The organism is Mycolicibacterium vulneris, assembly GCF_002104765.1.
Lineage (GTDB): Bacteria > Actinomycetota > Actinomycetes > Mycobacteriales > Mycobacteriaceae > Mycobacterium > Mycobacterium vulneris.
Genome location: NZ_NCXM01000023.1, coordinates 76,996 through 102,557, shown reverse-complemented (window position 1 = coordinate 102,557; position 25,562 = coordinate 76,996). Strand labels below are relative to the sequence as shown.

Sequence of the window (25,562 nt, the reverse complement as noted above, 5' to 3'; positions counted from 1 at the left end):
CCGCCCAACGGCCTGCCCAGGCCAGCCCACCGCCACCACCGCCTCCCGGCGCGGTTCTCCCGGCCGCGGCACCCCCGGCTCAGCCACCGGCTCCGCCGGTCCCCCCGCCAGCCGCGGAACCCGAGCAGCACAAGGGCGCGAGCCTGATCGAGCGGATGGTGACCAGCAAGCTGCCCGCCCAGCGCCCATCCTTTCGCACCGAGGAACCCAACTCCACGTTTCAGCTGCCGCTGCTGACCGCGTCGCGCACCACCGGCATGGTGGCCTATCAGCTAGGCCTCACGGTCGACGGCCGCGAGACGCTGTCCGGCATCTCGTTCACCGCGCGTCCCGGCGCTATGACCGCGGTCATCGGACCGTCCGCCGCGCGCAATTCCGCGCTGCTCGCGCTGCTGGCCGGCACCAGGGAACTCAGCTCCGGGCGCGTCATCGTGGACGGGCACGACGTCCACGCCGAGCCGGAGTTCATGCGCACCCGCATCGGGGTGGTCCCGCGCGACGACCGCCTGCACCGGCAGCTCACCGTCGCGCAGGTGGTGGAGTACGCCGCCGAACTGCGGCTGCCACCGGACACCGGGGCCGAGCAGCGCGAGCGCGTGGTCAGCCAGGTTCTCGACGAACTCGAGCTGACCCCGCACCGGGACACCAGAATCCGCAAGCTCTCACCCGAGGCGCGCCGGTGCGCCGCCCTGGCGGTCGAGCTCGTCAGCCGGCCCAGCCTGCTCGTGGTCGACGAACCCGCCGCCGGACTGGATGCGGCCCAGCAGCGTCACGTCATGGCGATACTGCGACACCAGGCCAACATCGGCTGCGCCGTCGTGGTCGCGATTTCGGCGCACACGTCGCTCACCGACGTGAACGCGTGCGACCAGGTGTTGGTGCTCACCGCCGCGGGCAAAGTCGCGTATCTCGGAACGCCCCTGCAAGTCGAGTCCGCGATGGGCACCAACGACTGGTCGAGGGTGCTCGCGCAGGTCGGCGCCGATCCCGAGGGTGCCCACCGCGCCTTCCGCGCGCGGCCGCAGACGGCGGCACCGACCGCCCCGCCCGAAGTCGCGGCACCCGGCCCGCCGCCACCCGTGCTGTCCAGGAACCGGCAGATCCGGTTACTGGCCCGGCGCGAGATTCGCCTGCTGCTCGGTGATCGCATCTACTTCGCGTTCCTGGCGATCCTGCCGTTCGTGCTGGCCGGGCTCGCGTTGCTGATCCCGGGTGATTCCGGCTTGACGCGGCCCGATCCGGGCAGCGCCAACGCGCACGAAGCCATCGAGATCCTGGCCGCCTTCAACGTCGCCGCGGTGATCATCGGGACGGCGCTGACCATCCGCGCGGTGGTGAACGAACATCGCGTCTACCGGCGCGAGCAGGAGGTCGGCCTGTCCGCGCCGGCCTACCTGACCGCCAAGTTCACCGTCTACGGCCTGGCCGCGGCCGTCTGGACGGCCGTCGTGTTCGCGATCGTCATCGCGGTCAAGGGCGAGCCGGAACGCAGCGCCGTCCTGCTGCACAACGCCACGGTCGAGCTCTACGTGAGCGTGGCCGTCACCGCGATCGTCTCCGCGGTCATCGGCCTCGCGCTGTCGTCGCTGGGCAAGTCGCCGCGGGAGGTCCTGCCGCTGGTGGTTCCGGTGATCCTGGCCTCTGCGCTGTTCAACGGGAGCCTGGTGCAGCTGGTAAGCGTGTTGGGCCTGCAGCAGATCAGCTGGTTCGTCCCGGCCCAGTGGGGTTTCGCGGCCGCAGCCTCCACCGCGAATCTGCGCAGGGTCGACTCGCTGGCGGCCGACGCCGTGACGTGGACCCACTACAGCGGCTGGTGGGTGTTCGACATGGGGATGCTCGTGTTGTTCGGCGTCATCGCGGCCGGGTTCGCGCTCTACCGGCTGCGGTCGCCCCTCGGCCACAGCCGCGGCCCGTCTCCCGATCCCGCCCCGCAAGCCCGTCATCCCGAGTTCTGAGTTTCCGGCGCCGGCGGCCGACGGCGGCCGCGAACTTCCGTTCGGCGACATGAACTGTCGCCGTTGTTCCCGCGACGCGACCCGCCCATTACTGTCGGCTTATGGCGCCTGAAACGACTAGCACTGCCGAGTATCTGCGCAACGCCCTGGACGGGCGCTGGCGCGATGTCAGAAACCGGATGCGGGACACGCTCTCCGAGGACCTGTTCCGCCCGCACTACACACCGAACACCGTGATCGCCCGCACCAAGGTGGCGGAGCAGATGAGGATCATGGCGGCGTTCGGCGCGGCCGCCGACAGTTTCAAGAAGGAACACGGCGGCACCGGCGACGTCGGTGCGGCGATCACGATGATCGAGATGCTGGCGATGTCGGACCTGTCGCTGATGGTGAAGGCCGGCGTGCAGTGGGGGCTGTTCGGCGGGGCCGTGGAGAACCTGGGCACAGAGCGCCACCACGAGACCTACGTGCCCCAGATCATCAGCCTGGAGTTGCGCGGCTGTTTCGCGATGACCGAGACCGGGCACGGCAGCGACGTGCAGTCGCTGGAGACCACCGCAACCTACGACCCTGAGACCCAAGAGTTCGTCATCGACTCCCCAACCCCGTCGGCCCGCAAGGACTACATCGGCGGCGCCGCCGAAACCGCAACCATGGCAGCCGTTTTCGCACAACTGATCACCACCGAGGAGGGCAAGCCGGTCAATCACGGTGTGCACTGCGTCCTGGTCCCGATCCGCGACGAGGACGGTAACGACCTGCCCGGCGTCACCACGTCGGACTGCGAATACAAGGGCGGGCTGCCCGGCGTCGACAACGGCCGCATCGTGTTCGACCATGTCCGCGTCCCGCGGGTCAACCTGCTGAACAAGTACGGCGACGTCGCCGCGGACGGCACGTACAGTTCGCCGATCGAGAACCCGAACCGCCGGTTCTTCACCATGCTGGGCACCCTGGTCCGCGGCCGGATCACCGTGGGCGGCAGCGCGGGTGCGGCCGGCCGGGTGGCCCTGGACATCGCCACCCGATATGCGTTGCAGCGCAGGCAGTTCAACGCACCCGATGACGATTCCGAGGTGCTGATCATGGATTACCTGGTGCACCAGCGGCGGCTGTTTCCGCTGATCGCGAAGTCATACGCACTGCAATTCGCGCAGAACGAGTTGGTGGGCAAGTGTCACGACGTGCAGAGCGCGGACGCCCCCGACGCCGACGAGCAACGCGAACTGGAAGCGCGTGCCGCCGGGCTGAAGGCCGCCAACACCTGGCACGCCAGCCGCGCGATCCAGGAGTCGCGCGAGGCGTGCGGCGGTGCCGGCTACATGGCCGAGAACAGGCTGATCGGGCTGCGGGGTGACACCGACGTCTTCACCACGTTCGAGGGCGACAACCACGTGCTGACCCAGCTGGTGGCCAAGGAACTGCTGACCGCCTACGCCGACGACATCAAGAGCATGAGCCCTGTCGAATGGGTTCGCTTCGCCGCTAACACCGTTGGCGAACGGGTCGTGAAACGCACTGCGGCAGAAACGATCATCCAGACGATCGTGGATGCGCGGCAAGACAGCGAAGAAGAGGGCAGCCTGTTCAACCGCGGCACCCAGATCAAGATGTTCGAGGACCGCGAGGAATATCTGCTGGCATCCGTGGCGCGCCGGCTGCAGGCCAAATCCAAAGAGATGTCGGCATTCGACGCGTTCAACTCGGTACAGGATCACGTGCTGCATGCGGCCAGCGCGCACATCGATCGCGTCATCCTGGAGGCGTTCGTCGCCGGGATCGACGCATGCCCCGACGAGCAGGCCCGCGAACTTCTCGGCATCCTGTGCGACCTGTACGCGCTGTCGGTGATCGAGGACGACAAGGCCTGGTACATCGAGCACCGCTACCTGTCCACCGAACGCGCCAAGGCGGTCACCCGGGGAATCAACGACCGATGTCGTGCGCTGCGACCGCACGCCGAGACGCTTGTCGACGGGTTCGGGGTCCCGGAGCGGCTGCGTTACGTCGAGATGCTGCATCCGGAGAACCTGGCCGAGGCCGTCACGAGCTGACGGGCTGCTCGGCGATCGCCTCGCGGCCGGGTGCGCGGGTCGCGCGTTGCGGCCGCACGTACCTCGCCCAGGTCAACAACGCCGCGGCGACGTAGCAGATCATGAACGCCCAGAAGGCCGGCGTCTCGGTGCCGGTAATGGTGTTGGACTCTCGCAGCGCCAGGTTGATCACCATGCCGCCCAGCGCGCCGAACGATCCGGCGAACCCGATCAACGCCGCCGACCTGACGCGTTCCCAATGGCGGCGCTCGGTGTCGTCCAGGTCCAGCGCGCGGCTGCGCTCGGCGAAGACCGAGGGGATGAGCTTGAAGACCGAGCCCTTGCCGAGGCCGCAGAAAATGAACAGGGCGATGAATCCGGCGATGTAGCCGGCGGTCGTGTAGATCGACACCGGTGCGCCGCGGGTCAGGTCGTCGTGGATGCTCACAGCGACCAGGAACCCGCCGGCGCCGACCATCGCGGCCAGCACGGTCAGGGTGACGCGGCCGCCGTCGAAGCGGTCGCCCAGCTTGCCGCCGATCACCCGCGCCACCGATCCGAGCAGCGGTCCGAGGAAGGCGATCTCCGCCGCGTGCAGGGCCGCTTGCGCATGGGTCTGCCCGCCGGCGATCAAGTTGTGGGCAATGACCTGGCCGAACGCGAACGCGAACCCGATGAACGAGCCCGAGACGCACATGTAGAGAAACGAGATCGCCCAGGTGTCGGGCACCGCGAGCACGGAGCGCACGTGCGCGACCTCGATGAAGTGATCCAGGTTGTCCATGAACAGCGCGGCCCCGACGCCGACGACGGACAAGAGCACCAGGTAGACGGCGCACACCCAATACGGCGCCTGGTTGCCCGCCGTGGCCAGTACGACGAGCCCGACGGCCTGGATGCTCGCCGCGCCCAGGTTGCCGATCCCGCCGGTGAGCCCCAGCGCGAACCCTTTGCGACGCTGCGGGAAGAAGGATTCGACGTTGGCCAGCGAAGCCGCGTAGTTTCCCCCGCCCAGGCCGGTCAACGCCGCGCACACCAGATACGGCCACAACGGCAGGCCGGGGTGCGCCAACAGCACGATGGCGGCCACGGTGGGGATCAGGAGCACCAGCGACGACAACACCGCCCAGTTGCGGCCACCCAGCCTCGCCGTGGCCATGGCGTAAGGGATGCGCACCAGCGCCCCCACCAGCGCCGCGGTGGCGCCCACCAACAGCTTGTCGCCGGTGGAAAAACCGTAGACGGACTGCGGCATGAACAGCACCATCACCGACCACAGGTACCAGATCGAAAAGGCGACGTGCATCGTCGCGATGGACCAGATCAGATTGCGCCGGGCGATGACCTTGTTACCGGCTTCCCATGCCGCATCGTCTTCGGGGTCCCAGTGCGCGATCCGTCGTGACCGCCCCATCCAAACCTGCCTTCCAGCCTCACTGCTCGTAGGCGTCACACGCGGATGCCGGGCCGCCCGCCGGCCAATTACGTGTCGGTGGCTCCGCAATAATCACCCGGCACCGGCCATCCAGGATGACAGGACTTCCCAAGCAATCCCGCATCGTGCGATGAGAATCTCCTGAATCAACGCCGTGCGGGTTCGTTGCTGTTGTACCCCGGGCCGAAATGCCTTCGCCCCGGACGGTTTTGAATCCCGGATTGTGCCTGGCCACGGCATTGCGGCCGCGTTGGCGTGATCAGACTGTTACACAACGGCATTGGTTTTCCGGCGGAGTCTCGGGTGTGCAGGGAAGTCATTGGTGTGCAACGTTATTGATTCGGGACCTTGCCAAGGGTTTGCAGCTTGCCGTCTGGGCCGATCCGGAACTTGACCGTTCCGATCCCGGTGGGACAGCACATCTGATCATTTCCCTTCTGCCACTGGTATTGAACGGTGACGGTGTCATCCGAAGGCGGTAGCACGGTTATATACGGCTTCGGGTTCGAGGTGGGGCTACCGAGCGGCGTGTTGTGGTCGAAGAACAGCAGTTGTTGTGGACTTGATTCGCTGGCGATCGTCGGGATGATCTGCACCCAGTGCAACCGGCAGTTTCGCGTGTGCCCCCGGCCCATCTCGACCCAGATCGTGCCGGGAACGGCGATGGGGACCGCGGTGATGGCCCGGCGCACGGTGCCGGCCGTGGGCCCGTCGGAGTCCTTGCAGGTGTCGGGTCGGGCCTGCGGTGGCGCGGTCGGCTTCCAGCCGCAGCCGGAGGCCAGCAAAACCATAAAGATCACAATGAGCTGACGCACGCGGTGAGCTTAGCGAAGACTGTGAATGTCCCGTCGGTTTGGTCAAAAACCTCGTTCTGAGAAGCGTTTCGAAGCTCGCGCTGAGTAGCCTCAAGCGGGGCGGGCGGTCAACGGTGACCTGCGCTAACGCAATCTTGAGCCGTGAATTCCCCCGGCGATTTCACAACGGCGCGTTGGCCGTTGAGAGGAAGAAGTAAACCGGGGGACATTTCGAGCAGCGATGCCGAAACATGCCTGCTCCACAATGAACTCACCCGATACGGAGCTAACCCGTACGCACTCGACGGAGGGACGTGAGCGTGGCGAGGGAGTCCATGGCGCGTGTGAACGCCGTGAACACCATGTGCGCTTACTGCGGCGTCGGCTGCGGATTGGTGTTACAGATCACAACGGATCCGAAAACGGGCCGCGATCACGTCACCAAGTCGGTTGGGAACAAGGAACATCCGGCGAACTTCGGCCGGTTGTGCACTAAGGGCGCCACCACCGCGGACATGCTGGGCGCGCCGGGCCGGATGGACTCGGCGCATGCGCGGGCCGACCGCGGCGAACCGCTCCAGCCCATCGACATGGACCGGGCGATCACCCAGTGTGCGAAGCGGTTACGGGCGATCGTCGATGAACACGGCCCGGACGCCTTCGCGATGTACGTGTCCGGTCAGATGTCCATGGAGGCGCAGTACCTTGCGAACAAGCTGACCAAGGGCTTCATCGGCACCAACCAGATCGAGTCGAACTCGCGACTGTGCATGGCCAGCGCGGGTTCCGGTTACAAGCTCTCACTGGGTGCGGACGGGCCGCCCGGGTCCTACCAGGACTTCGAGCGTGCCGACGTCTTCTTCGTCATCGGCGCGAACATGGCCGACTGCCATCCCATCCTGTTCCAGCGCATGATGGACCGGGTCAAGGCCGGCGCAAAGCTGATCGTCGTCGACCCGCGCCGCACCGCGACCGCCGACAAGGCCGATCTGTTCCTGCAGATCGCGCCCGGTTCGGATCTGGCCCTGCTCAACGGACTGCTGCACCTGATCGTCGAGAACGGGCACACCGACGCCGATTTCATCGCCGAATTCACCGAAGGCTGGGAGGTGATGCCCAGTTTCCTGGAGCAGTACACCCCCGACATGGTCAGCGCGACGACCGGCCTCCCCGAAGAGGACATCCGCGCGGCGGCTCAAATGATCAGCGAGGCTGACAATTTCATGAGCTGCTGGACGATGGGCCTCAATCAGAGCACGCACGGCACCTGGAATACCAACGCCATCTGCAACCTGCACCTGGCCACCGGCGCGATCTGCAAACCGGGCAGTGGCCCCTTCTCCCTCACCGGACAACCCAACGCGATGGGCGGTCGCGAGATAGGTTACATGGGGCCGGGATTGCCGGGCCAGCGATCGGTGGCATCCGACGACGACCGCGAATTCGTGGAAAACCTGTGGGGCATTCCCCGCGGAACGCTGCGCACCGAGGTGGGCAGCGGAACCATCGACATGTTCTCCCGGATGGCCGACGGGCAGATCAAGGCCTGCTGGATCATCTGCACTAATCCCGTTGCCTCCGTTGCCAACCGAAAGACGGTGCTGGCCGGCCTGGAGCGCGCCGAATTGGTGATGGCGCAGGACGCGTTCTTCCAGACCGAGACCAACGAGTACGCCGACGTGTTGTTGCCGGCGACCCTGTGGACGGAATCCGAAGGGGTCATGGTCAATTCCGAGCGCAACATGACATTGTTCCAGCCCGCGGTCCAGGCGCCGAGCCACGCCCTGCCCGACTGGCAGATCATCGCCCGGATCGCCTGCGAGATGGGCTTTTCGGAGGCGTTCAGCTACGACTCCGCCGAGGAAGTCTTCGAAGAGATCAAGCGGTTCTCGAACCCGAAGACCGGTTATGACCTGCGTGGCGTCAGCTATGAGCGGCTGCGTCAGAGCCCGCTGCAGTGGCCGTGCCCACCGGAGGGCGACGGTGACCGCAACCCGATCCGCTATCTCAATGACGGTGTCAGCCAGACGCAGTTGGTGCGCGAAGACGGTAGCGTGCCGCGATTCGCCTTTCCCACGACCACGGGTCGTGCGATGTTCTTCGCCCGCCCGCACCTGATGCCCGAGGAAATGCCCGACGACGACTACCCGTTCCTGCTGAACACCGGTCGCCTGCCGCACCAATGGCACACCATGACCAAGACCGGCAAGGTCGCCAAGCTCAACAAGCTCAATCCCGGGCCGTTCGTCGAGATCCACCCCGATGATGCCGCGCTCCTGCAGATCGCCGACGACGATCAGATCGAAATCGCTTCCCGCCGAGGCCGCGCCGTGCTGCCCGCCGTCGTCAGCGACCGGGTGCGGCCCGGTAACTGCTTCGCGCCCTTCCACTGGAATGACGCCTTCGGCGAATACCTGTCGATCAACGCCGTCACCAACGACGCGGTCGACCCGATCTCCAGCCAGCCGGAATTCAAGGTGTGCGCCGTTGCGCTGACGAAGATCGCGGTCTCTCAACCCGTTTCGGCCACCGAGACGCCGGTGCCCACCGACACACCAGAACCCGCGCCCACGGAGATACGAGAAATCAGCGTGTCACAAGTCGACGCCCTCGGTGAATTGCTGGGTGTGGCAACACAACCCAAGCCGGAATTTGACGAACTCGGTCGCTCCTACCTGGCCGGCATGCTGTCCGGGCTTCGCTCGGACGCGGGACGCAAGGCCGGCGGGGTGCCCACCCTGCCCCTGAGCGCGCCGTTCGACTCCAGCACCCGGCTGTGGGTGGACGGCCTGGTGGCAGGACTGTTCTCGCGCATCGACGGACCCCAGCCGGTAGCGCTGCCCGAGAGGGTCCAACCGACGCCGCTGCCGGCGGCTCAGCAACCGCCCGCCGCGCCGGCCGATGCGAAACCCGCGGCCGAGCGCGCTCCCATCGTCGTGCTCTGGGCATCGCAGACCGGGAACGCAGAAGAGCTCGCCGCCGAGATCGCCGCGCAATTGGGCGCCGCCGAACTTCCGGTCACGCTGCAGAGCATGGACGACTTCCCTGTGGCCGAATTGGCGACGACGAAGGAGCTGTTGTTCGTCACCAGCACCACCGGTGACGGCGAAGCGCCCGACAACGGCGCCGGCCTCTGGCGGGCGCTGGCCGGCGAGGGTGCGCCGCGACTCACCGACACCCGCTATGCCCTGCTCGCACTGGGCGACTCCAATTACGAAAATTTCTGCGGTCACGGCCGCAATCTTGATGCGCGGCTGGCCGAGCTGGGGGCGACCCGCATCGCCGATCGGGTGGACTGTGAACCCGACTACGACGACACCGCGGCGAAGTGGGTGGGCGACGTCATCGACGCGCTGACCAAGACGCCCACGGCCGTCGGCGGCGACGGAGCCGCGGTGGCCCCGGCCCGCACTGCCCCGGTAGCGGTACCGTCCCAGCAGAATGGCCACGCGACGAGCGGCTACAGCAAGAAGCACCCGCTGATCACCGGCATGGTCCGCAACACCGTGTTGAGTCAGCCCGAATCGACAAAAGACGTGCGGCACTTGGTGTTCGACCTGCCGGAAGAAGCCGTCACCTACGAGGCCGGTGACGCGCTCGGGGTGTGGCCGCGCAACAGCGACCAGTTGGTCGACGAATGGCTGTCGGTGACCGGGCTGAACGGCCAGACCCCGGTCGAGGTCGGCGAGCACGGTCTGATGTCGTTGCGCTCCGCGCTCACCGAGCGCATCGAGATCGCCCACATCAGCCGGGACCTGGTGCGGTTCGTCCAGGAGCGCACCGGTGACCCTACCCTCGCGGAGTTGCTGAAGCCGGAAAACAAACGCGCGCTCGCGGATTGGACGTGGGGGCGCCAGTCCATCGACCTGCTGTCGAAGCTGCCGGTCTCCGCGTCGGCGCACGAGTGGCTGCGGGTCCTCAAGCGCCTTCAGCCGCGGCTGTACTCGATCTCCTCGAGCCCCAAGGCGTGCCCGGGCGAGGTCCACCTGACGGTCTCCCCGGTGCGCTTCAACTTCCAGGGCGTGCCGCGCCGCGGGGTGTGTTCGACCTACCTGGCCGACCGCTCCCCCGGCGATCGAATCGCCGTCTATCTGCAGCAGTCGAGCAACTTCCGGCCGCCGAGCGACTCGGACACTCCGATGATCATGATCGGACCCGGCACCGGCATCGCGCCCTTCCGCGGCTTTCTGCAGGAACGGCGCGCGCTCGGCCACACCGGACCCAACTGGCTGTTCTTCGGCGAGCAGCACGCCGCCACCGACTTCTACTACCGCGACGAGCTCGAGCAGATGCGTGACGACGGGTTCCTCACCGAGTTGGACCTGGCGTTCTCCCGTGACCAGCCGCAGAAGGTCTACGTGCAGCACCTGATGCGCAACCGTGGGGCGCAGCTGTGGAGCTGGCTGCAGGACGGCGCCCAGCTGTATGTCTGCGGCACCGCGGATCCCATGGCCAAGGACGTCGACCGGGCGCTGCGCGAGATCGCGGCCGAATTCGGCAAGCTCGACCCGGCGGCGGCGAAGGACTACGTCCAAACGTTGAGCGCCGACAAGCGCTACCACCGCGACGTCTACTAGCGCTGATCGGCCGCCGCCGAAGCCGTAACACAGCGGAAACACCGCACACCCGCAGCCGAAACTTCGGCGTCGCACGATGCACCCACAAGGTCGCGCACCTGAAGGAGTGACGTCATCGTGGCTCAGGAGTGTGATGGACCCGATCGGGTCATCAGGAACGGTTGCCCGCTGCAATGCCGGCTGCGGTATGGCGGCACGGTCGACGAACCGGTCAGCGACCAGGTCGACTGGGCGGGACTGCCCATCAACCTGGACTTCGCGTTCTCGCGCGATCAACGCGACAAGGTCTACTGGCAGCATCTGTTACGCAGGCGCGGTACGCAGTTCGGGCCGTGGCGACACGGCGCCCATGTGTGCGTCTGCGAGACCGCCGACGAGCTTGACGCCGCGGAGACGCTGCAGATCGTCTCAGATTCACGTTGATCCAAACGTCGGCGTCGCCGGCGAGCCGGGGTAGATAGAGCACAACGCCCACCGCCCACCCCGGAGGATCAATGAACGCGACGAGCGCCGACGCCATCACTTCGGTCGAGCTTCGCACGCTGCTTGAGTCGCCCACCGCTCCGCGCGTTCTCGACGTGCGGACCCCCGCCGAGTTCGAGACCGCGCACATCGCGGACTCGTACAACGTGCCACTCGATGTGCTGGAAGACCACGCCGGCGACATCGCCGGACGCCTCGACAACGGCCGCGACATCGTGCTGGTGTGCCGCTCGGGACAACGCTCGACCAAAGCCCACGCACTGCTGCGCGACGCGGGGTTGAACGGCGGGCGCGTCCTCGAGAAAGGAATCGTCGACTGGGAGCGCCGGGGTTTCGCCGTCCACCGCGGCACGCAGCGTTGGGAGCTCGAACGTCAGGTGCGCCTCGTCGCCGGATCCGTGGTGCTGTCCTCGGTGCTGGGCAGCGTCGCACTCCCCCGGCTCAAATGGGTGGCCGCCGCCATCGGGAGCGGGCTGACTTTCGCTGCCCTCACGAACACGTGCGCGATGGCTACGGCCCTGTCCAAGCTGCCCTACAACCGTGGCGCCACATCGGATCCCGAGGCGGTCTTGTCCGCGCTCGACGCCGAGGGCTGGGCGCTGACGTCTTCGGTCGGCAGTTCGGCCCCCATCCAGGCGCCATAGCCGCCCAGCACGTCCGACACGTCGCCGTAGCCGGACGCCCGCAGCACGCTGGCGGCCACCATCGAGCGGGTGCCGCTTGCGCAGTAGACGACGACGGGTGCGCTCTGATCGATCTCTGACAACGAAGCCTTCAGCGCCGATAGCGGAATCACACTCGCACCGGGGATGGTCCCATCCTCCACTTCGCCGGGCCCTCGCACGTCCACCACCTGCAGCCGGGGCTCCGCATCGCGCAATCCGGCGAGCTGATGGACGCTCAACCGGGAAGCGGCCGACACGAGATCGCCCCGCGGGTTGACAACCTGGGCGAGGCCGCGCAACTGACCGACCACCCGGTCGAAACCGACTCGGGCAAGCCGGATCTTGGATTCATGCGCGTGCACGGGATCACCGACCAGCACGATGTCGCGATCCGGGGACAGCACGTTGCCGGCCCATTCGGCGAAGCGCCCCTGCAGGCTGACGTTGACGGCACCGCGCAGATGGCCACAGGCATAATCACTCGGCTCCCGCGTGTCCAGGAGGATGGCGCCTCGCTGCGCGTGCCGCAGCACCTCGTCGATGTCCAGCAGCGGCGGCGGGTCGTCATCGAGCAGTGGATGCGCCTCCGTGTTGCGTTTGGAGTCGAACTCGAAATAGGGCGGCTGCACCGACTGCCCGTCGGTGACAGCGGCGATGAATGCGTGCACGTCTGGCTTGTTCAGCGCGTAGTTGCTCTTCTTCTGCTCACCGATGGTCGAACTGGTCTCGCTCGAAAGTTGCTTGCCACAGGAGGATCCGGCGCCGTGCGCCGGGAACACCCGCGTGGCGTCGGGCAATTTGAGCAGCTTGTCGTGCAAGGACCCATAGAGCGACTCGGCGAGCTGTTCGGTGGTAATGCCCGCCGACGAGCAGAGATCCGGCCGCCCGACGTCGCCGACGAACAGCGTGTCGCCGGTGAGGACACCGTAGGGCACCTCGTCGCCGGGACGCTGGTAGACCACGATGCATATCGACTCCGGGGTGTGGCCGGGCGTCGCCAGCACCTCGAACGTTACCTCGCCCAAGGAGATTCGCTGCCCATCGTGTAGCGGCTCGATCGAGAATTCGACGTCGGCGTCCTCCCCGTAGGAGATCACCGCCCCCGTGGCTTCTGCCAACTCCAAGTGACCGCTGAGGAAGTCGGCATGGATGTGCGTCTCGATAACCCGCTCGATGCGAAGCCCATGCTCGGCCGCTTGGTCGAGATAGATGCCGACGTCGCGGCGCGGGTCGACGACGATCGCGCGGCCGCTGCTCTCGTCCCCGATGAAGTAGGACGCCTGCGACAAACAACTCAGATAGTGCTGCGTGAAGATCATCGAACGCCTCCCCGGAGTAACTTTCTTCTACCGCTTACCGTTTGGGTTGTTCCGGCTGCCCGTACACGGCCACCACCACGGTGCGGTCCATGCTGTTGTCCGACCACACCCCGATGGCGGTGTTGGCACAATCACGGATGATCGCCATGTCATCCGGGTTGTAATACCACTGGTTCACCAGTTCCAGGCTGCTGATGGCGATGGCCGGGTTGATGGCCACCGTCTCGGCGGCCCTGCCGCGGAAGCCCGCGGCGTTGGCGCGGTCTTGTGGCGTCGAGCCGTCGGAGCCGGTGTCGTCGTTGATGTTTCGGTTGTTGATCATGTCGTCTGCGTGCCACTCGGCGGCCAGTGTGAGCGCGTTGTTCCTGATGACGTCGTTCGTGCAGCCCGCCTGGTGCTGCAGTGTGTAGACGGCGGACACGACCGCGCTGTTGAGCCGTTTGTTGTCGGCCCGCGCGGCGGGAGCCGCAACACTGGCCGTGCCCAAGAGAACGACGCCCACGGCCAAACAGCGGCGTAGCGAGACTCCCATGGCGGTTCCCCGGATCACACGGGGTCGAAGCGCGACACCAGCCACCGGCCGTTGACCTTGTCCAGGGTCACCCGCACGACGGGCTGGGTGTCGGTGGGGGCGCCCGCGCCGATGGTCACGGTCTGGTCGACATACACCAGCGCCACGGCGTGATTCGTGGTCGCCGAAACCGACCCCGCCGCATTGGCTTTGGCGACCGAGGAGATGTGCTTCTCCTTGGCGCCGGGCACGACAACCTGGCGGGTCAGCTCGGCGTAGGCATCCTTGAACTCACCGGTGAGCCGTTCGCCCGCCGCGGCGAGGTCCTTGTCCACCGTGTCGGCGTGATAGGTCAACAGGGTGACCGCGTCGTCGCGGGCGGCCTGCACCGATTCGGCCCGGGCCCGTGCGAGATCGTCCGCCGCCCCCGCCGACCACTTGAGGTACCCCGCGCCGAGGGCCAACACCAGCGCCAGGGCCGGCAAGATCCCGTAGCCGAATACCCGTGACCATACGATGGGGCGCCATGCCCGCTCGGCCTTCGACTGCACCTCGGCGGACGATTCGGTGGCGTCGGACTCCTGTTGCGCGCCTTCGCCCGCCGAGTCCAGTTCCTCGTCGGCGGTATCGAGGTTCACGTCTTCCTCCAGTGTCGTCATGGCACGAACACCACGTTGGAAACCTTGGCGTCATCGCCGACGGATCGGACCTCGATTCGCATGCGCCATTCCCGCGGCGCCTCCTCGCCCGCGGCGGTACGGGACTTCACCGCGACCGCCACCAAAACCTGGGCGGAGTCGCCGCGTTGGGATTCCAGTCCGGCATCGGTGACCGTCCCTTCCGATTTCGACTGCGCCGCCTTGACAACCTCCATGAACGGCTTGGACCGCTGTTCGAAGTCGTCCCGGAATGCGCCGGTGGCCAGGTCGAGGATCCGCTGCACGTCGGCGTCGACCTGGGTGTAGTTGATCGTGGTGAGGTTCACCGCGCCCTGACGCGCCGTCGCGACGTACAGGCTCTGCCGGGCCTGGGCGTCGTGCTTCTCGTAGGCGCGGTACCCGAGCCAGCCGCTCAGGCCGGCCAGCGTCGCCACGATGAGGCCGCTGACCACCAACGCCGACCCGGTGCGCGAAAGCCGCCGCCGCCGGGCAATCTCGCGCCACCGCGCGAGCCTGCCCGGAGATGGACTCTCACCGCCGTCACCGTCTTCGGTGTGGATCTTTTCAGCCTCTTCGGCCTCGTCCACGTCGATGTCTTCGGCGTCGAGTGCCGTTGACTCGTCGAGGGTTTCCTCGGCTGTGGGGGTATCGGGTTTGTCCGCCATGGCGCTCCTTCAAACTCTCAGGGTTGCGGGACAAGGAGTGATTGCCAGCTCTTGGCGCGGGGGTGCGCCAGGTCCGATTCCGTGTAGCGGCGACCGTCCGGGCCGATGTATTCGCCGGTGGCCGGGTCATAGGTGGCGACCGCTACGGGCGCGGGCGGTGGCGCGGTGCCCCGCGGCGGTGGCAGCCGCGGGTCCTGGCCCGGTGGATACTGCGGGACGCCCTGACCGCTGGTGCTGGCGTTGGGGTCGCCCTTCCAGTTGTAGCCCTCGTTGAGCGGCACGTAATCTTCGTCGCTTTCGCATAATTCGATGGTGGGCGCGCGCTTCCACGGCTTGCTCTCGCACGGAATGTTGCGCACGCCACGGACATTGAACTCGGAGTCCTGCGGTACCCGGCAATACAGGTCGGCGGCGGGCCGGTCCGGAGCGTCGACGCTGGCCGGCGATCGGCGCTGCGCCGGCGGCAGGTATCCCGTCGTGCAGGGCGGCGGCAGGTTGAGGTTGAGGTTGAAGTCCAGCTGGGCGCCCCGGTACTCCTGCTTGGTGTTCGAGCTCGGCACGATGATCGCCGCCATGGCCGCGATGCCCTGCGGCAGCAGCACCAGGAGTTGTTCGATGTCGTGGCGGTAGACGACGGCGATATCGCCGAGGCTCACCAGGTTGGCGAACAGCACCGGCAACGCAGGCGACACCCGGTCCAGCATCGCGCGGCCTTCCTCGATGCCGGACGTGCCCTGCGTCAACAGCTCTCGCACCGCGGCGTCCTGCGCTTTGAACTGCGCCATGACGGCCGCGGTGCGTCCGGCCCACGTGGCGATCGCACCGGATGTCTGGACCTGCGAGTCGAGCACCGGCGGCGCCTGGTCGATGAGGGCGGCAAGCGGATCGACGGTCCGGCCGCCGGCGATGGCCAGCGCGGTCGACCCGTCGACGATGCGGGACAGTTCCGGCCCGAGGCCGCCAACCGCACGGTTGGTCTCGTCGATCACGGTGCGCAAGTTGTCCCGTGGAATCGCTTGCAGCGCACGGTTGGTCATGTCGAGCAGGTGCCCGATGTCGACGGGAACGTCGGCATGTCCGGCGGTGATCACGTCGCCGTCGCGCAGCGGCCGGGAATGCTGGCCGTCCTCCTTGCCGGGCTGGGGCGTCAGCTCGATGTACTGCTCACCGATCGCCGAGCGGCTGTGCACCGACGCCTGCACGTCGGAGGGCACCTCGACTCCCGACCGCAGGGCCAGCACCGCGCGCACCCCGGTGGCGGTCACGCCGACCGACTTCACCTGGCCCACATCGGTACCGCGGTAGGTGACCACCGAGGTCTCATAGAGCCCACCCGACTGCGGCAGGTCGACGGTGACTTTGTACTCCCCGATCCCGAACAACGTGGCGGGCAGCTTCATGAAGTTGAATGCCATTGCCCCACAAGAAACGACGGTCACCAGCGTCAGGATTGACAGCTGGATCCACGTCCGGCGATTCAACCGCAGCACTCAGTACCCCCCGAAGTGATAGGGATAGGTCAGCGGGTTGCCCCCGGTGACCGGGCTCGGCTGCATGCCGATGGTGCGGCCCCACTGCAGTTCGAGTTGGGTGAGGTTGCCTTCCCATCGCGAGCCGGTGAACAGGCCCTGGTCGATGCGGCTCAACGTCAGATCGACAACCAGGGTGAGGTTGGCGTAATCGCCGCGGAACCAGTTCCGCACGGTGGATGCCGGCCACGGGTAGGTCGCCAGGCCGTCGAGCCCCTTGGTGAGCGAGGGTCCCGCGTCGGCGAGCGACCGCAGCACCGGTGCGATGTTGCGCAGGTTGTTCACCAGCGATTCCCTGCTCTGGTGGATGGTGTCGGCGGCGATCGCGCTGAATTTGCCGACCTGATCGATCGTGTCGGCGATCTTGGCGCGCTCCTTGGCCAGGACGTCCAGCGCCTTGGGCACGGACGTCAGCGCCTTGTCGACGACGGGGTCGTTGGCGGCGACCTGCCCGGCCAACGCGTTGAGATTCTCGGCGGCGGTGATGATGTCGGCGGTCTGGTCGTTGGTTTTGGCGATGAACTCGTCGATCTGGCTCAGCAGGCTGCGCATGTCGTTCTCGCGGCCGGCGAATGCCTTGGCGACGGCCTGGGTGATCTCCTGCAGCTGCCCGATTCCGCCGCCGTTGAGCAGGATCGACACCGAGGCCAGCGTCTGCTCGGTGGTGGGATACAGGCTGGCGCGCGGCAACGGGATGACCGACCCCGCCCTGAGTTGACCGACCGGCCGCTCGTCCTTGGGCGGCGCGAGTTCGATGTGCATCGAGCCGAGCAGGCTGGTCTGCCCGAGCTTGGCGGTCGAATTGGCCGGCAGGTGCACGTCGCCGTTGATCCGCATGGTGACCAGAGCATGCCAATCCTGCAGCTCGATCTTGGTGACGTTGCCGACGTTGACGTCGTCCACCCGGACACGGGTGTTCTCCTGGATCGTGACCACGTCGGGCATCTGCGCCTGGATCGTGTACGAGCCCGGTCCCCCACCCGCGGTGCCGGGAAGGCTGAACGAATTCAGGCCGCGCCAGCCGCACGCCGACAACGACGCGACGCACACCAGACCAAGGACGACGGCTACCGCGGTCCTCATGATGGCCCCGTCGGAAGCATCAGGTTCTGCAGCACCTCGATCGAGTTGGACGTCGTGTTTGCCGGCGGCGGCTCGCCGGGTGGCGGCTGATCGGCGAGTGCCGGCTGCTCGGGCGACGGCGCCGGGGCAGCCGGCGGCGCGGATGCGTCGGGCGGTGGCGGGGGCGTGTACCCGGGCCGTAGCCGGTCCTCGCTGTAGGTGATCTCGCTGGGCCGGGCCTGCGTCCCGACGAAGGGGTTGATGCCCACCGGAATGTAGTTGTAGATACGGTTTTTGATGATCGGGTTGAGGTACTGCAGGCACAGTTTCGACACCCGCGCCAACCGCGCCCGTGACGCCGCCTCGATCGAGCTGCAGATGAACTGCGGGATGTCGGCGAAGTTGTTCAGGGCCAGGATGCCGGTCATCGCGCTCTGCGCCGGTTGGTAGATGTTCAGGAAGTTCTGGAAGACCGTCGGGGCGATGTGCAGGATCTGCTTGATGTCGCCGCGGCTGTCGTTGAGCGCGGTGGTGATGGAACCCAACCGGTCGAACGTGACGCCCGCCGCTTCGCGGTTCTCGGCCAGGAAATCGCGCACATCGGTGAGCGCCCCGTCCAGGGACTTCAAGGCATTGCCGACTTCGTTGGGAGTGTTCGACAGCAGCGTCGTCACGCTCGCCAGGTTCTGGTTGAACGAGGCCAGCAGGTCGCTGCTGGAGTACAGCGCGGACACCAGCAGCTGCAGGTTACGCACGGTGCTGAAGATGTCGTCGGCGTGATCACCGAGCGCCGAGGTCGCCTCGGAGAGCTTGATGACGGTGTCGCGTGCGGTGTCGCCCTGGCCGCGCACGTTGTCCGCGGCCGAGTCGATTAACTCGCCGACGGAGTTGACCCCGCCCGGGCTGGTGGGCTGCAGGGCGTCGGTCAGCTTCTCCAGCTGCTTGCGGAAGTCATCCCATTCCACCGGAACCGCGGTGCGGCTCAGCGGGATCGAGGCGCCGGCGCCCAACTTGGGCCCGCCGGAGTAGGCCGGGACGAGTTGGATGGCCCGGGAGGTCACCAGCGACGGCGACAGGATGGCGGCGCGGGCATCGGCCGGGATCGAGTACTGCTTGTCGACCGAGAACGTCACCTTGGAGCTGGCCGGCTGGGGCTCGATCTTGTCTACCACGCCGACGGCGACGCCGAGGATGCGAATCTCGTCGCCGACGAACAGGCCGTTGGCCTCCGCGAAATACGCCGAGTACGTGTTCTTTTCGACGTCCTTCCACAGTTTGCCGCCGACCAAGAACGACCCCACGGCCAGCGTCAGGATCAGGCTGGCGGCGGTCACCTTGCGCAGGGTGCCTCGAGTCATGTTCATGGCGAATCGAAATCGTGCGGCGAGGGCGGCGGAACGGTCCGGATGGGCGGCGTCGACGGCGGCGGCGACGGCGGCTGGGACCACAGCGGCACCGGCGCGTTCTCCGGCGGCACGGGCGGCGTGCCGGTGGGCGGGTCGACCGCCTCCGACGGCAGCTTCTGGTTGGGGTCCAGGAACCGGTCATACATGTCCGCGTCGAGCACCGGGCCGCCGATCTGGCCTGGAACCAGGTTGGCCACGTAGGCCTTGAAAAACGGTCCGGAGCCGAGGCATTCGCCGAAGGACATCGCATACCGCTTGAACTTGGGCAGCGTCTTCTGAATGTCTTCCTTGCGGTTGTCCAGGATCTCCAGCACGCCGTTGAGCTTGTCGAGGGCCGGCTTGAGCTGGGTTCGGTTGTCGTTCACCAGCCCGGAGACCTGATGCGAAACCGCGGTCAGGTTGTTCATCAAAGCGTCCAGCGAGTCTCGCTCGTCGAGCAGCGCGGCCAACAGCGCGTTGGAGTTCGCCACCAGCCCGGCGATCTGCTGGCTGCGCTTGCCCAGCACCGTCGAGACCTTGTTGGCATTGCCCAGCAGGCTGCGCAGCTGCGCGTCGCGGCCGTTGAGGGTGTCCGAGAACCGGGCCACACCCTCCAGGGCGGGCCTGAGGTTGGATGGCGTCGCTTTGAGAGTGTCGGCCAATGTCGTGAGGGCCGTGGACAGTTGGGCGGTATCCAGGCCGCTGATCGTGGTCGTCAGGTCGCCCAGCGCGTCGGGCAGCTCGTACGGCGAGGTGGTGCGTTCCAACGGGATGGTGCCCGATAGTTGCCCGCCGCCCCGCGGAGTCAGCTCGAGCATCTTGGCGCCCAGGATCGTCTCGGTTTTGATCGCCGCCTCGGTCCGATCGCCCAGTTCGACACCCTTGCGTACGGTGAAGCCGACACGAACCTTGGTGCCCTCCAGGCGGAGGTCGGAGACCCGGCCAACACCCATGCCCGAAACCCGCACGGTGTTACCGGGTTTGATGCCGCCGGCCTCGGAAAAGTAGGCCGCGTAGTCGTCGGTGTTCTTGATGAACGGGAGTTTGTTGTACTGAAAGGCGACGACGGTCACGCAGGCCAGGATGACGGTTCCCCTCACTCCGAGCACAAAGGGGCTGCGGCGGTCAGCCGATTTCACCTTGGGCAGTTTCAGCTTCATCGCGGCGTGCACCGCCCGCTGGGCTGGCCCAACAGCTTGACGAAGATCGGGTTGCCCCCCTTACCGTTCAGCTTGAGCAATACCTCGCAGAAGTAGAAGCCGAAGTAGTCGCCGTTCAGGCCCTGCCGGGCGAGCACCTGGTAGATGTCCGGCAGGTCCGTGAGCAGTTTGTCGACGTACTCCTTGTCCGAGAGCACCTGCCCGGACACCCGATCCGTCTCGTGCACAACGTCTTTGATCGGCTGGCGGGACTGGGCGAGCAGGTCGGTGATCGAGCCCGCGGCCGCGTTGATGTAGGCGAGCCCGGTGGAGATGTCGTTCCTGCGCTGCGCCAGCCCGTCCACCAGCTGGGCCAGTTTGTCCACGCCATCGGAGAATTCGTGGTCGCGGGTGGCGAAGGTGTGCAGCACGGTGTTCAGGTTGGTGATCAGCTGGCCGATCAGCTCGCTGCGCCCGGCCAGGGTCGAGGTCAGGATCGACGTTTGGGAGAGCACCGAGGCCAGCGTCCCGCCCTGCCCCTGGAAGATCCGCAGCAGTTGGCCGGACAGGGCGTTGACCTGATCGGGGTCCAGCGCGCGGAACAACGGGCGGAAGCCGCCGATCAGGGCGTCGATGTCGAGCGCGGGCGACGTCCGTGCCAGCGGAATGGTCGCGCCCGGCGGCAGCCGGCGCGGCGGCCCGGGGCTCTCCTCGAGCGCGAGATAGCGGTCACCGATCAGGTTTTCGTAGCGCACCACCGCATTGGTGCCCTCGCTGAGGCGCACACCCCGGTCCACTTCGAAATCGACGGTGACGGTGCCGTCACGATGCAGGCTCAGGTTGCCGACCTTGCCGACTTCCACTCCGGCGACGCGCACGAAGTTGCCGGACTTCAGGCCGGAGATGTTGGTGAAGATCGCGCGGTAGCCCGTGCGGTCCTCAAAGCGCAACTGCCCGAACACCGCGATGAGCGCAAAGGTGAACAGCAGGCACACCGCGGTGAAGATCCCGACGCGCAGGATGATGCTGGATAGCTTCCTTCTCATGGCGGCGGCTGCCCCCCGCGCCAGAAGTAGCGTGGTCCTTCGGGCGGGTTCTTGGTGGTTGGGAACCAGTTGGCCCACCACGGATTACCCGCGGCCACGTTGGTGCGGATCTCGTTGGGGGCCGCCCCCCACCCGGTATCGGTGACTAGCGCGCGCACCGGGAAGTTCGCGCTGGGATCGGGCAACGAACCGCAGCTGGGCTTGCCGCCCGGGCCGCCGGTGGCGTTGACCTTGGGCAGGTGTTTGGGGAAGCGGTACGGGTCGTCGCCGAAAAGCAGTGCCGCGTCCAGGATCACGGAGTATCCGTTGCCGCCCAGGGCGTCGCGGCCGCCGTGGTCGACATACCATTGCGCGCCCTGGAAAAGGCAGGTGTAGGTCGGGGAGTATTTCTCCAACAGCGCCATGGTCGGGTCGAGCAGGTTCATCGACCGCACGATGTTCGATTCGTTGCGGCCGATCACGTTGATGCCGGTCTGGCTGAAGCCGATCGCCGACAGCAACAGCGAGTCGAGCGAACGCTGGTCGTCGGTGATGGTGGCGCTGGTCGTCGTCACGGAATCCAGGATGGACAGAATGTTCTGTGCCGCATCGGAATAGATGGCGGTGGTCTTGCCGAACAGCCGCCAGTCCTTACCGATGGTGTCCATGCGCGGGTTGACGGTGAGAAGCACGTTGTTGGCGTCGGTGATCGCCTGTCCGATGCGTTCGCCCTTGCCGCGAACCGATTGCGCGAAGGCCGACAGGATCGAGTTCAGCTTTGCCGGGTCGAGCGCCTGGACCACCGCCTGCAGGTTCTCGAACACCGTGTTGACTTCCACGGTGACGTTGCGCGAGTGCAGCAGCGCGCCGGGCTTCAGCGACGTGGCGCTGGGATGGCCGGGGACGATCAGGTCGACGAATTTGGAGCCGAACGCGGTGGTCGACTTGATCTCGGCCTCGAGGTTGCTCGGCAGATACTTGAAGGCGTCCGGTTGTATCTTCAGTTGCAGCCGAGCCGTTTTCACATCGGTGCCGATGGACGCGACCTGGCCGACCTGGACTCCACGCAGCTTGACCTTGGCACCGTCTTCCATCACCAGCCCCGCGCGGTCCGACACCAGCGTAAGCGGGACGAAGTCCTGGAACTTGCCCGAGAACGAGGCCGCCGTCATCGCGATCAGACCACCGATGAGGATGAACAGCGTGGGTGCCCACCAGATCGGGTCAATCTTGCTGCTGCGGGTCCTGTTTCGCTGTAATGGCCCGCCGGCCGTGTGATCACTCATCCGGTCACCCCGACAGATTGAAGTTGCCGGACTGGCCGTAGACGGACAGCGAGATCATCAGGCAGACGAACGCCGTGACGATCATCGACGACCGCACCGACCGGCCAACCGCTTCCCCGACGCCCGCGGGGCCACCCGTCGCGGTGAAGCCGTAGTAGGTGTGCACCACCATCACCCCGGCCGCCATGGTCAGCGCCGCCAGGAACGACCAGAACAGGTCGGTGGGTCGCAAAAAGGTTGCGAAGTAATGCTCGTAGACGCCGCGTGACTGGCCGTAGACGTAGATCGTCAGGAACTTCGCCGCGACGAACGACATCAGCACGGCGACGGCGTACAGCGGGATGACGACCAGGATGCCGGCGATGATCCGGGTGGACGCCAGATAGGTGACCGCCCGGATGCCCATGACTTCCAGCGCGTCGATCTCCTCGTTGATGCGCATCGCGCCCAGTTGCGCCGTCGCGCCCGCGCCGATCGTGGCGGCCAGGGCCAGGCCGGCCGTGCAGGGCGCGATCATCCGGACGTTCAAGAACGCCGAGAGAAACCCGGTCAGCGCTTCGACGCCGATGTTGGACAGTGTGTCGTACCCCTGCACCGCGACGAGGGCGCCGGTGGTCAGCGTGAGAAAACCGATGATGCCGACCGTGCCGCCGATGACGGCCAATGCGCCTGTGCCCATGCCCATCTCGGCGATCAGCCGCAGCAGTTCTCCCGGGTAGCGCCGTACCGCATCGACGGTGGCGGTCAGGGATCGCCCGTAGAACGCGGTCTGCTCGCCCAGCTTGCGGGTGGAATCCGTCAGCCGGGGGCCAAGGGTGACGAACCACGACGGTTCGCGTGCGGCGTCGGTCATTTGGCGGTCACCTTCACACCGAGCGCGGTGGTCAAAATGTTGATGAAGAACAGGGCCATGAACGAGAACACCACGGTCTCGTTCACCGCGTTGCCGACGCCGGTCGGGCCACCACCCACCGACAGGCCCTTGTAGCACGCGATCAGGCCGGCGGACAGCCCGAACAGGGTCGCCTTGATCAGCGAGATCACCACCTGCGGCAGCCCGGTCACCAAGGTCATTCCCGCGATGAACGCACCGGGCGTGACGTGCTGGACGAAGACCACGAAGATGTAGCTGCCGGTCAACCCGGTCACCGCCACCACCGAGTACAGCAGGACCGCGACGAACGTCGCCGCGATGATGCGCGGAACCACCAGCGCCTGAATCGGATTGACGCCGATCACCTTCATCGCATCGATTTCCTCGCGGATGGTGCGCGCGCCCAGGTCCGCGCACATGGCCGTCGAGCCGGCGCCCGAGACGACCATCGCGGTGACAACGGGTCCGACCTGGGTCACCGAGGCCAGTCCGGCACCGGCACCGGACAGGTCGCCCGCACCGATTTCGACGAGCAGGATGTTGAGGACAAACACGATGAGAACCGTGTACGGAATCGACAACATGATGGTCGGGAAGATGGAAACCCGGGCGACAAACCAAATCTGCTCGAGGACCTCACGCCACGCCCAGGGCCCACGCACCGCGGCAACCAATGCCTCGGCGCTGAGCAGAAAGAATTGGCCCAGCGCGTTCATGGGCTTCGCGAGGGTCGTCGCATTCACGCCGCTTGCCCAACCCAATGGCGGTCCTTGACTCAACCCGACCCCCATTTTCGTAACGCCGTTTATACGTTCGTAATTCGCTGACCCCGTAGCGAACAACACCGTTTACCTGGGCCGCGTCTGTTCGAGCGCATGATGAGGGAATGTACGGCCAAAGCAATGCCCGGCGTCAGGTTTGTAATCAACAAGAAGAAATGTTAGCGGCGGCCGATGGGCTCCGGCCGAAATTGCTATCGCCCACTGGGATCGGCAGGCCGCGAGCCCGCGTGATTGCTTGGCGTCGGCCTGACGCGGGGGGCCGCGCGGCGGCTCCAGCAGACGGGTCCGATGCCCGGCCGGTGGTGCGCGCAGGCGGCAGGATCGATCGACGGGTAAGACCGGATGACCGCCAGAAACATCTTGCGAAGCAACGCTTCTCAACGCAACACGGCACGCGCCGCTGACGCGGTTTTCCGTCCGCTCCGAAACCAGATGAGCACCCATGCCACCGTCCCGTTCGGCTGTCGTCGCCGAACGCCACAGTTCGGGTAAGTCGGTTTCGAATCAAGGGTTTCCTTCAGCCTGACCATAATCGCGCTACCACCGGATAAGATTTGAAGGTTCTGGATACACTCTGCCGGTGACAAATAGCCCGTCGTCATATCTGGTGTTGGCGTCGCAGCGCAGCGGCAGCACGCTGCTGGTCGAGTCGCTGCGCGCCACCGGCGTGGCCGGCGAGCCACAGGAGTTCTTCCAGTACCTCCCGTCCACCAGCCAGTCCCCGCAGCCGCGGGAATGGTTCGCCGGCGTCGAGGACGAGTCGATCCTGAGCCTGCTCGACCCGCTGGACGTCGGGACGCCGGACTTGGCGCCGCCCGAGATCTGGCGCGCCTACATCCGCACGGTCGGCCGGACACCCAACGGGGTGTGGGGCGGCAAGCTGATGTGGAACCAGACGCCGCTGCTGCTGGACCGTGCCAAGAACCTGCCGGATCGCAGCGGTGACGGCCTGCTCGCGGCGATCACCGACGTGGTGGGCGAGCAGCCGCTGCTGATTCACGTGTACCGGCCCGATGTGATTTCGCAGGCGGTGTCGTTCTGGCGCGCGGTGCAGACGCGGGTCTGGCGGGGCCGGCCCGATCCGGTGCGGGACGCCCGCGCCACATATCACGCCGGAGCGATCGCGCACGTCGTTACCATGCTGCGCGCGCAGGAGGAGGGCTGGCGAAACTGGTTCGCCGAAGAACGCATCGAGCCGATGGACATCTCGTATCCGGTGTTGTGGCGCAACCTGACTCAGGTGGTGGGTTCCATCCTGGAGGCGTTGGGGCTGGACCCACAGCTGGCGCCCAAGCCGGTGCTGGAGCGCCAGGCTGACCAGCGCTCCGACGAATGGGTGGACCGCTACCGCGCCGACGCCGAGAAACACGGGCTGCCAACCTGA

At 66.5% G+C, this 25,562-nt stretch carries 20 protein-coding genes; 6 read left to right on the top strand and 14 right to left on the bottom strand.

Going from position 1 to position 25,562, the window contains the following annotated elements:
• Together B8W69_RS20810 and B8W69_RS20805 are read left to right on the top strand one after the other, a co-directional pair.
• Positions 1-1,955, top strand: a 1,955-nt coding sequence (locus B8W69_RS20810) for an ABC transporter ATP-binding protein/permease (RefSeq protein ID WP_245843319.1), incomplete at its 5' end; no start/stop codon positions are given.
• Positions 1,956-2,056: 101 nt separating this feature from the next.
• Positions 2,057-4,009, top strand: coding sequence for an acyl-CoA dehydrogenase family protein (locus B8W69_RS20805; RefSeq protein ID WP_085291661.1), 1,953 nt, complete (start codon positions 2,057-2,059; stop codon positions 4,007-4,009).
• Here B8W69_RS20805 and B8W69_RS20800 read toward each other — a convergent pair.
• Positions 3,999-5,402, bottom strand: coding sequence for a nitrate/nitrite transporter (locus B8W69_RS20800; protein WP_085291660.1), 1,404 nt, complete (start codon positions 5,400-5,402; stop codon positions 3,999-4,001). The genes B8W69_RS20805 and B8W69_RS20800 overlap by 11 nt on opposite strands.
• Before the next feature lie 353 nt (positions 5,403-5,755).
• Entirely contained in the window at positions 5,756-6,214 is a 459-nt protein-coding gene (locus B8W69_RS20795; protein ID WP_245843320.1) for an LppP/LprE family lipoprotein, read from the bottom strand.
• A 338-nt stretch (positions 6,215-6,552) separates the two neighbouring features.
• On the opposite strand from B8W69_RS20795, the gene B8W69_RS20790 reads away from it, so the two are divergent.
• From B8W69_RS20790 to B8W69_RS20780, 3 genes are all read left to right on the top strand, one after another.
• Complete coding sequence (locus B8W69_RS20790) at positions 6,553-10,794, top strand: bifunctional nitrate reductase/sulfite reductase flavoprotein subunit alpha (RefSeq protein WP_085291659.1); 4,242 nt, start codon at positions 6,553-6,555, stop codon at positions 10,792-10,794.
• A 150-nt stretch (positions 10,795-10,944) separates the two neighbouring features.
• Positions 10,945-11,217, top strand: a complete 273-nt coding sequence (locus tag B8W69_RS20785; RefSeq protein WP_181447449.1) for a hypothetical protein — start codon at positions 10,945-10,947, stop codon at positions 11,215-11,217.
• Between the two features lie 71 nt (positions 11,218-11,288).
• Entirely contained in the window at positions 11,289-11,921 is a 633-nt protein-coding gene (locus B8W69_RS20780; RefSeq protein WP_085291658.1) for a rhodanese-like domain-containing protein, read from the top strand.
• Here the strand turns inward: B8W69_RS20780 and B8W69_RS20775 are convergent.
• The 12 genes from B8W69_RS20775 to B8W69_RS20720 are packed head-to-tail and all read right to left on the bottom strand — an operon-like array spanning position 11,810 to position 24,139.
• Positions 11,810-13,261 (bottom strand): MBL fold metallo-hydrolase, encoded by a 1,452-nt coding sequence (locus B8W69_RS20775; protein ID WP_085291657.1) that lies wholly within the window; start codon positions 13,259-13,261, stop codon positions 11,810-11,812. The genes B8W69_RS20780 and B8W69_RS20775 overlap by 112 nt on opposite strands.
• Positions 13,262-13,295: 34 nt before the next feature.
• On the bottom strand, positions 13,296-13,793 hold the full coding sequence (locus B8W69_RS20770) for a CAP domain-containing protein (RefSeq protein WP_085291671.1): 498 nt from the start codon (positions 13,791-13,793) through the stop codon (positions 13,296-13,298).
• A 14-nt stretch (positions 13,794-13,807) separates the two neighbouring features.
• Positions 13,808-14,431: a hypothetical protein gene (locus B8W69_RS20765; RefSeq protein ID WP_110882006.1), complete on the bottom strand. Its 624-nt coding sequence runs from the start codon at positions 14,429-14,431 to the stop codon at positions 13,808-13,810.
• Positions 14,428-15,096, bottom strand: coding sequence for an Rv1363c family protein (locus tag B8W69_RS20760; protein WP_085291656.1), 669 nt, complete (start codon positions 15,094-15,096; stop codon positions 14,428-14,430). Before B8W69_RS20760 ends, B8W69_RS20765 begins: the two co-directional genes overlap by 4 nt.
• Positions 15,097-15,113: 17 nt before the next feature.
• Positions 15,114-16,586: an MCE family protein gene (locus tag B8W69_RS20755; protein ID WP_085291655.1), complete on the bottom strand. Its 1,473-nt coding sequence runs from the start codon at positions 16,584-16,586 to the stop codon at positions 15,114-15,116.
• Positions 16,587-17,708 carry an MCE family protein gene (locus B8W69_RS20750; RefSeq protein WP_085291654.1) on the bottom strand — a complete coding sequence of 374 codons (1,122 nt, stop codon included), beginning with the start codon at positions 17,706-17,708 and terminating at the stop codon, positions 16,587-16,589.
• The gene (locus B8W69_RS20745) at positions 17,705-19,051 is read right to left on the bottom strand and encodes an MCE family protein (protein WP_085291669.1); all 1,347 of its coding nucleotides are present in this window, start codon (positions 19,049-19,051) and stop codon (positions 17,705-17,707) included. Before B8W69_RS20745 ends, B8W69_RS20750 begins: the two co-directional genes overlap by 4 nt.
• A complete protein-coding gene (locus B8W69_RS20740) occupies positions 19,048-20,232 on the bottom strand; it encodes an MCE family protein (RefSeq protein WP_110882007.1) in 1,185 nt (394 codons plus the stop codon). The genes B8W69_RS20745 and B8W69_RS20740 overlap by 4 nt, the downstream gene beginning before the upstream one ends.
• Positions 20,229-21,257 carry an MCE family protein gene (locus tag B8W69_RS20735; RefSeq protein WP_085291653.1) on the bottom strand — a complete coding sequence of 343 codons (1,029 nt, stop codon included), beginning with the start codon at positions 21,255-21,257 and terminating at the stop codon, positions 20,229-20,231. Before B8W69_RS20735 ends, B8W69_RS20740 begins: the two co-directional genes overlap by 4 nt.
• Positions 21,254-22,522, bottom strand: a complete 1,269-nt coding sequence (locus tag B8W69_RS20730; protein ID WP_085291652.1) for an MCE family protein — start codon at positions 22,520-22,522, stop codon at positions 21,254-21,256. Before B8W69_RS20730 ends, B8W69_RS20735 begins: the two co-directional genes overlap by 4 nt.
• A 4-nt stretch (positions 22,523-22,526) precedes the next feature.
• On the bottom strand, positions 22,527-23,375 hold the full coding sequence (locus B8W69_RS20725; RefSeq protein ID WP_085291651.1) for an ABC transporter permease: 849 nt from the start codon (positions 23,373-23,375) through the stop codon (positions 22,527-22,529).
• Positions 23,372-24,139: an MlaE family ABC transporter permease gene (locus B8W69_RS20720; RefSeq protein ID WP_065026702.1), complete on the bottom strand. Its 768-nt coding sequence runs from the start codon at positions 24,137-24,139 to the stop codon at positions 23,372-23,374. Before B8W69_RS20720 ends, B8W69_RS20725 begins: the two co-directional genes overlap by 4 nt.
• 619 nt (positions 24,140-24,758) lie before the next feature.
• Between B8W69_RS20720 and stf0 the strand changes: the two genes are divergently transcribed.
• On the top strand, positions 24,759-25,562 hold the full coding sequence (gene stf0, locus B8W69_RS20715) for a trehalose 2-sulfotransferase (protein ID WP_085291650.1): 804 nt from the start codon (positions 24,759-24,761) through the stop codon (positions 25,560-25,562).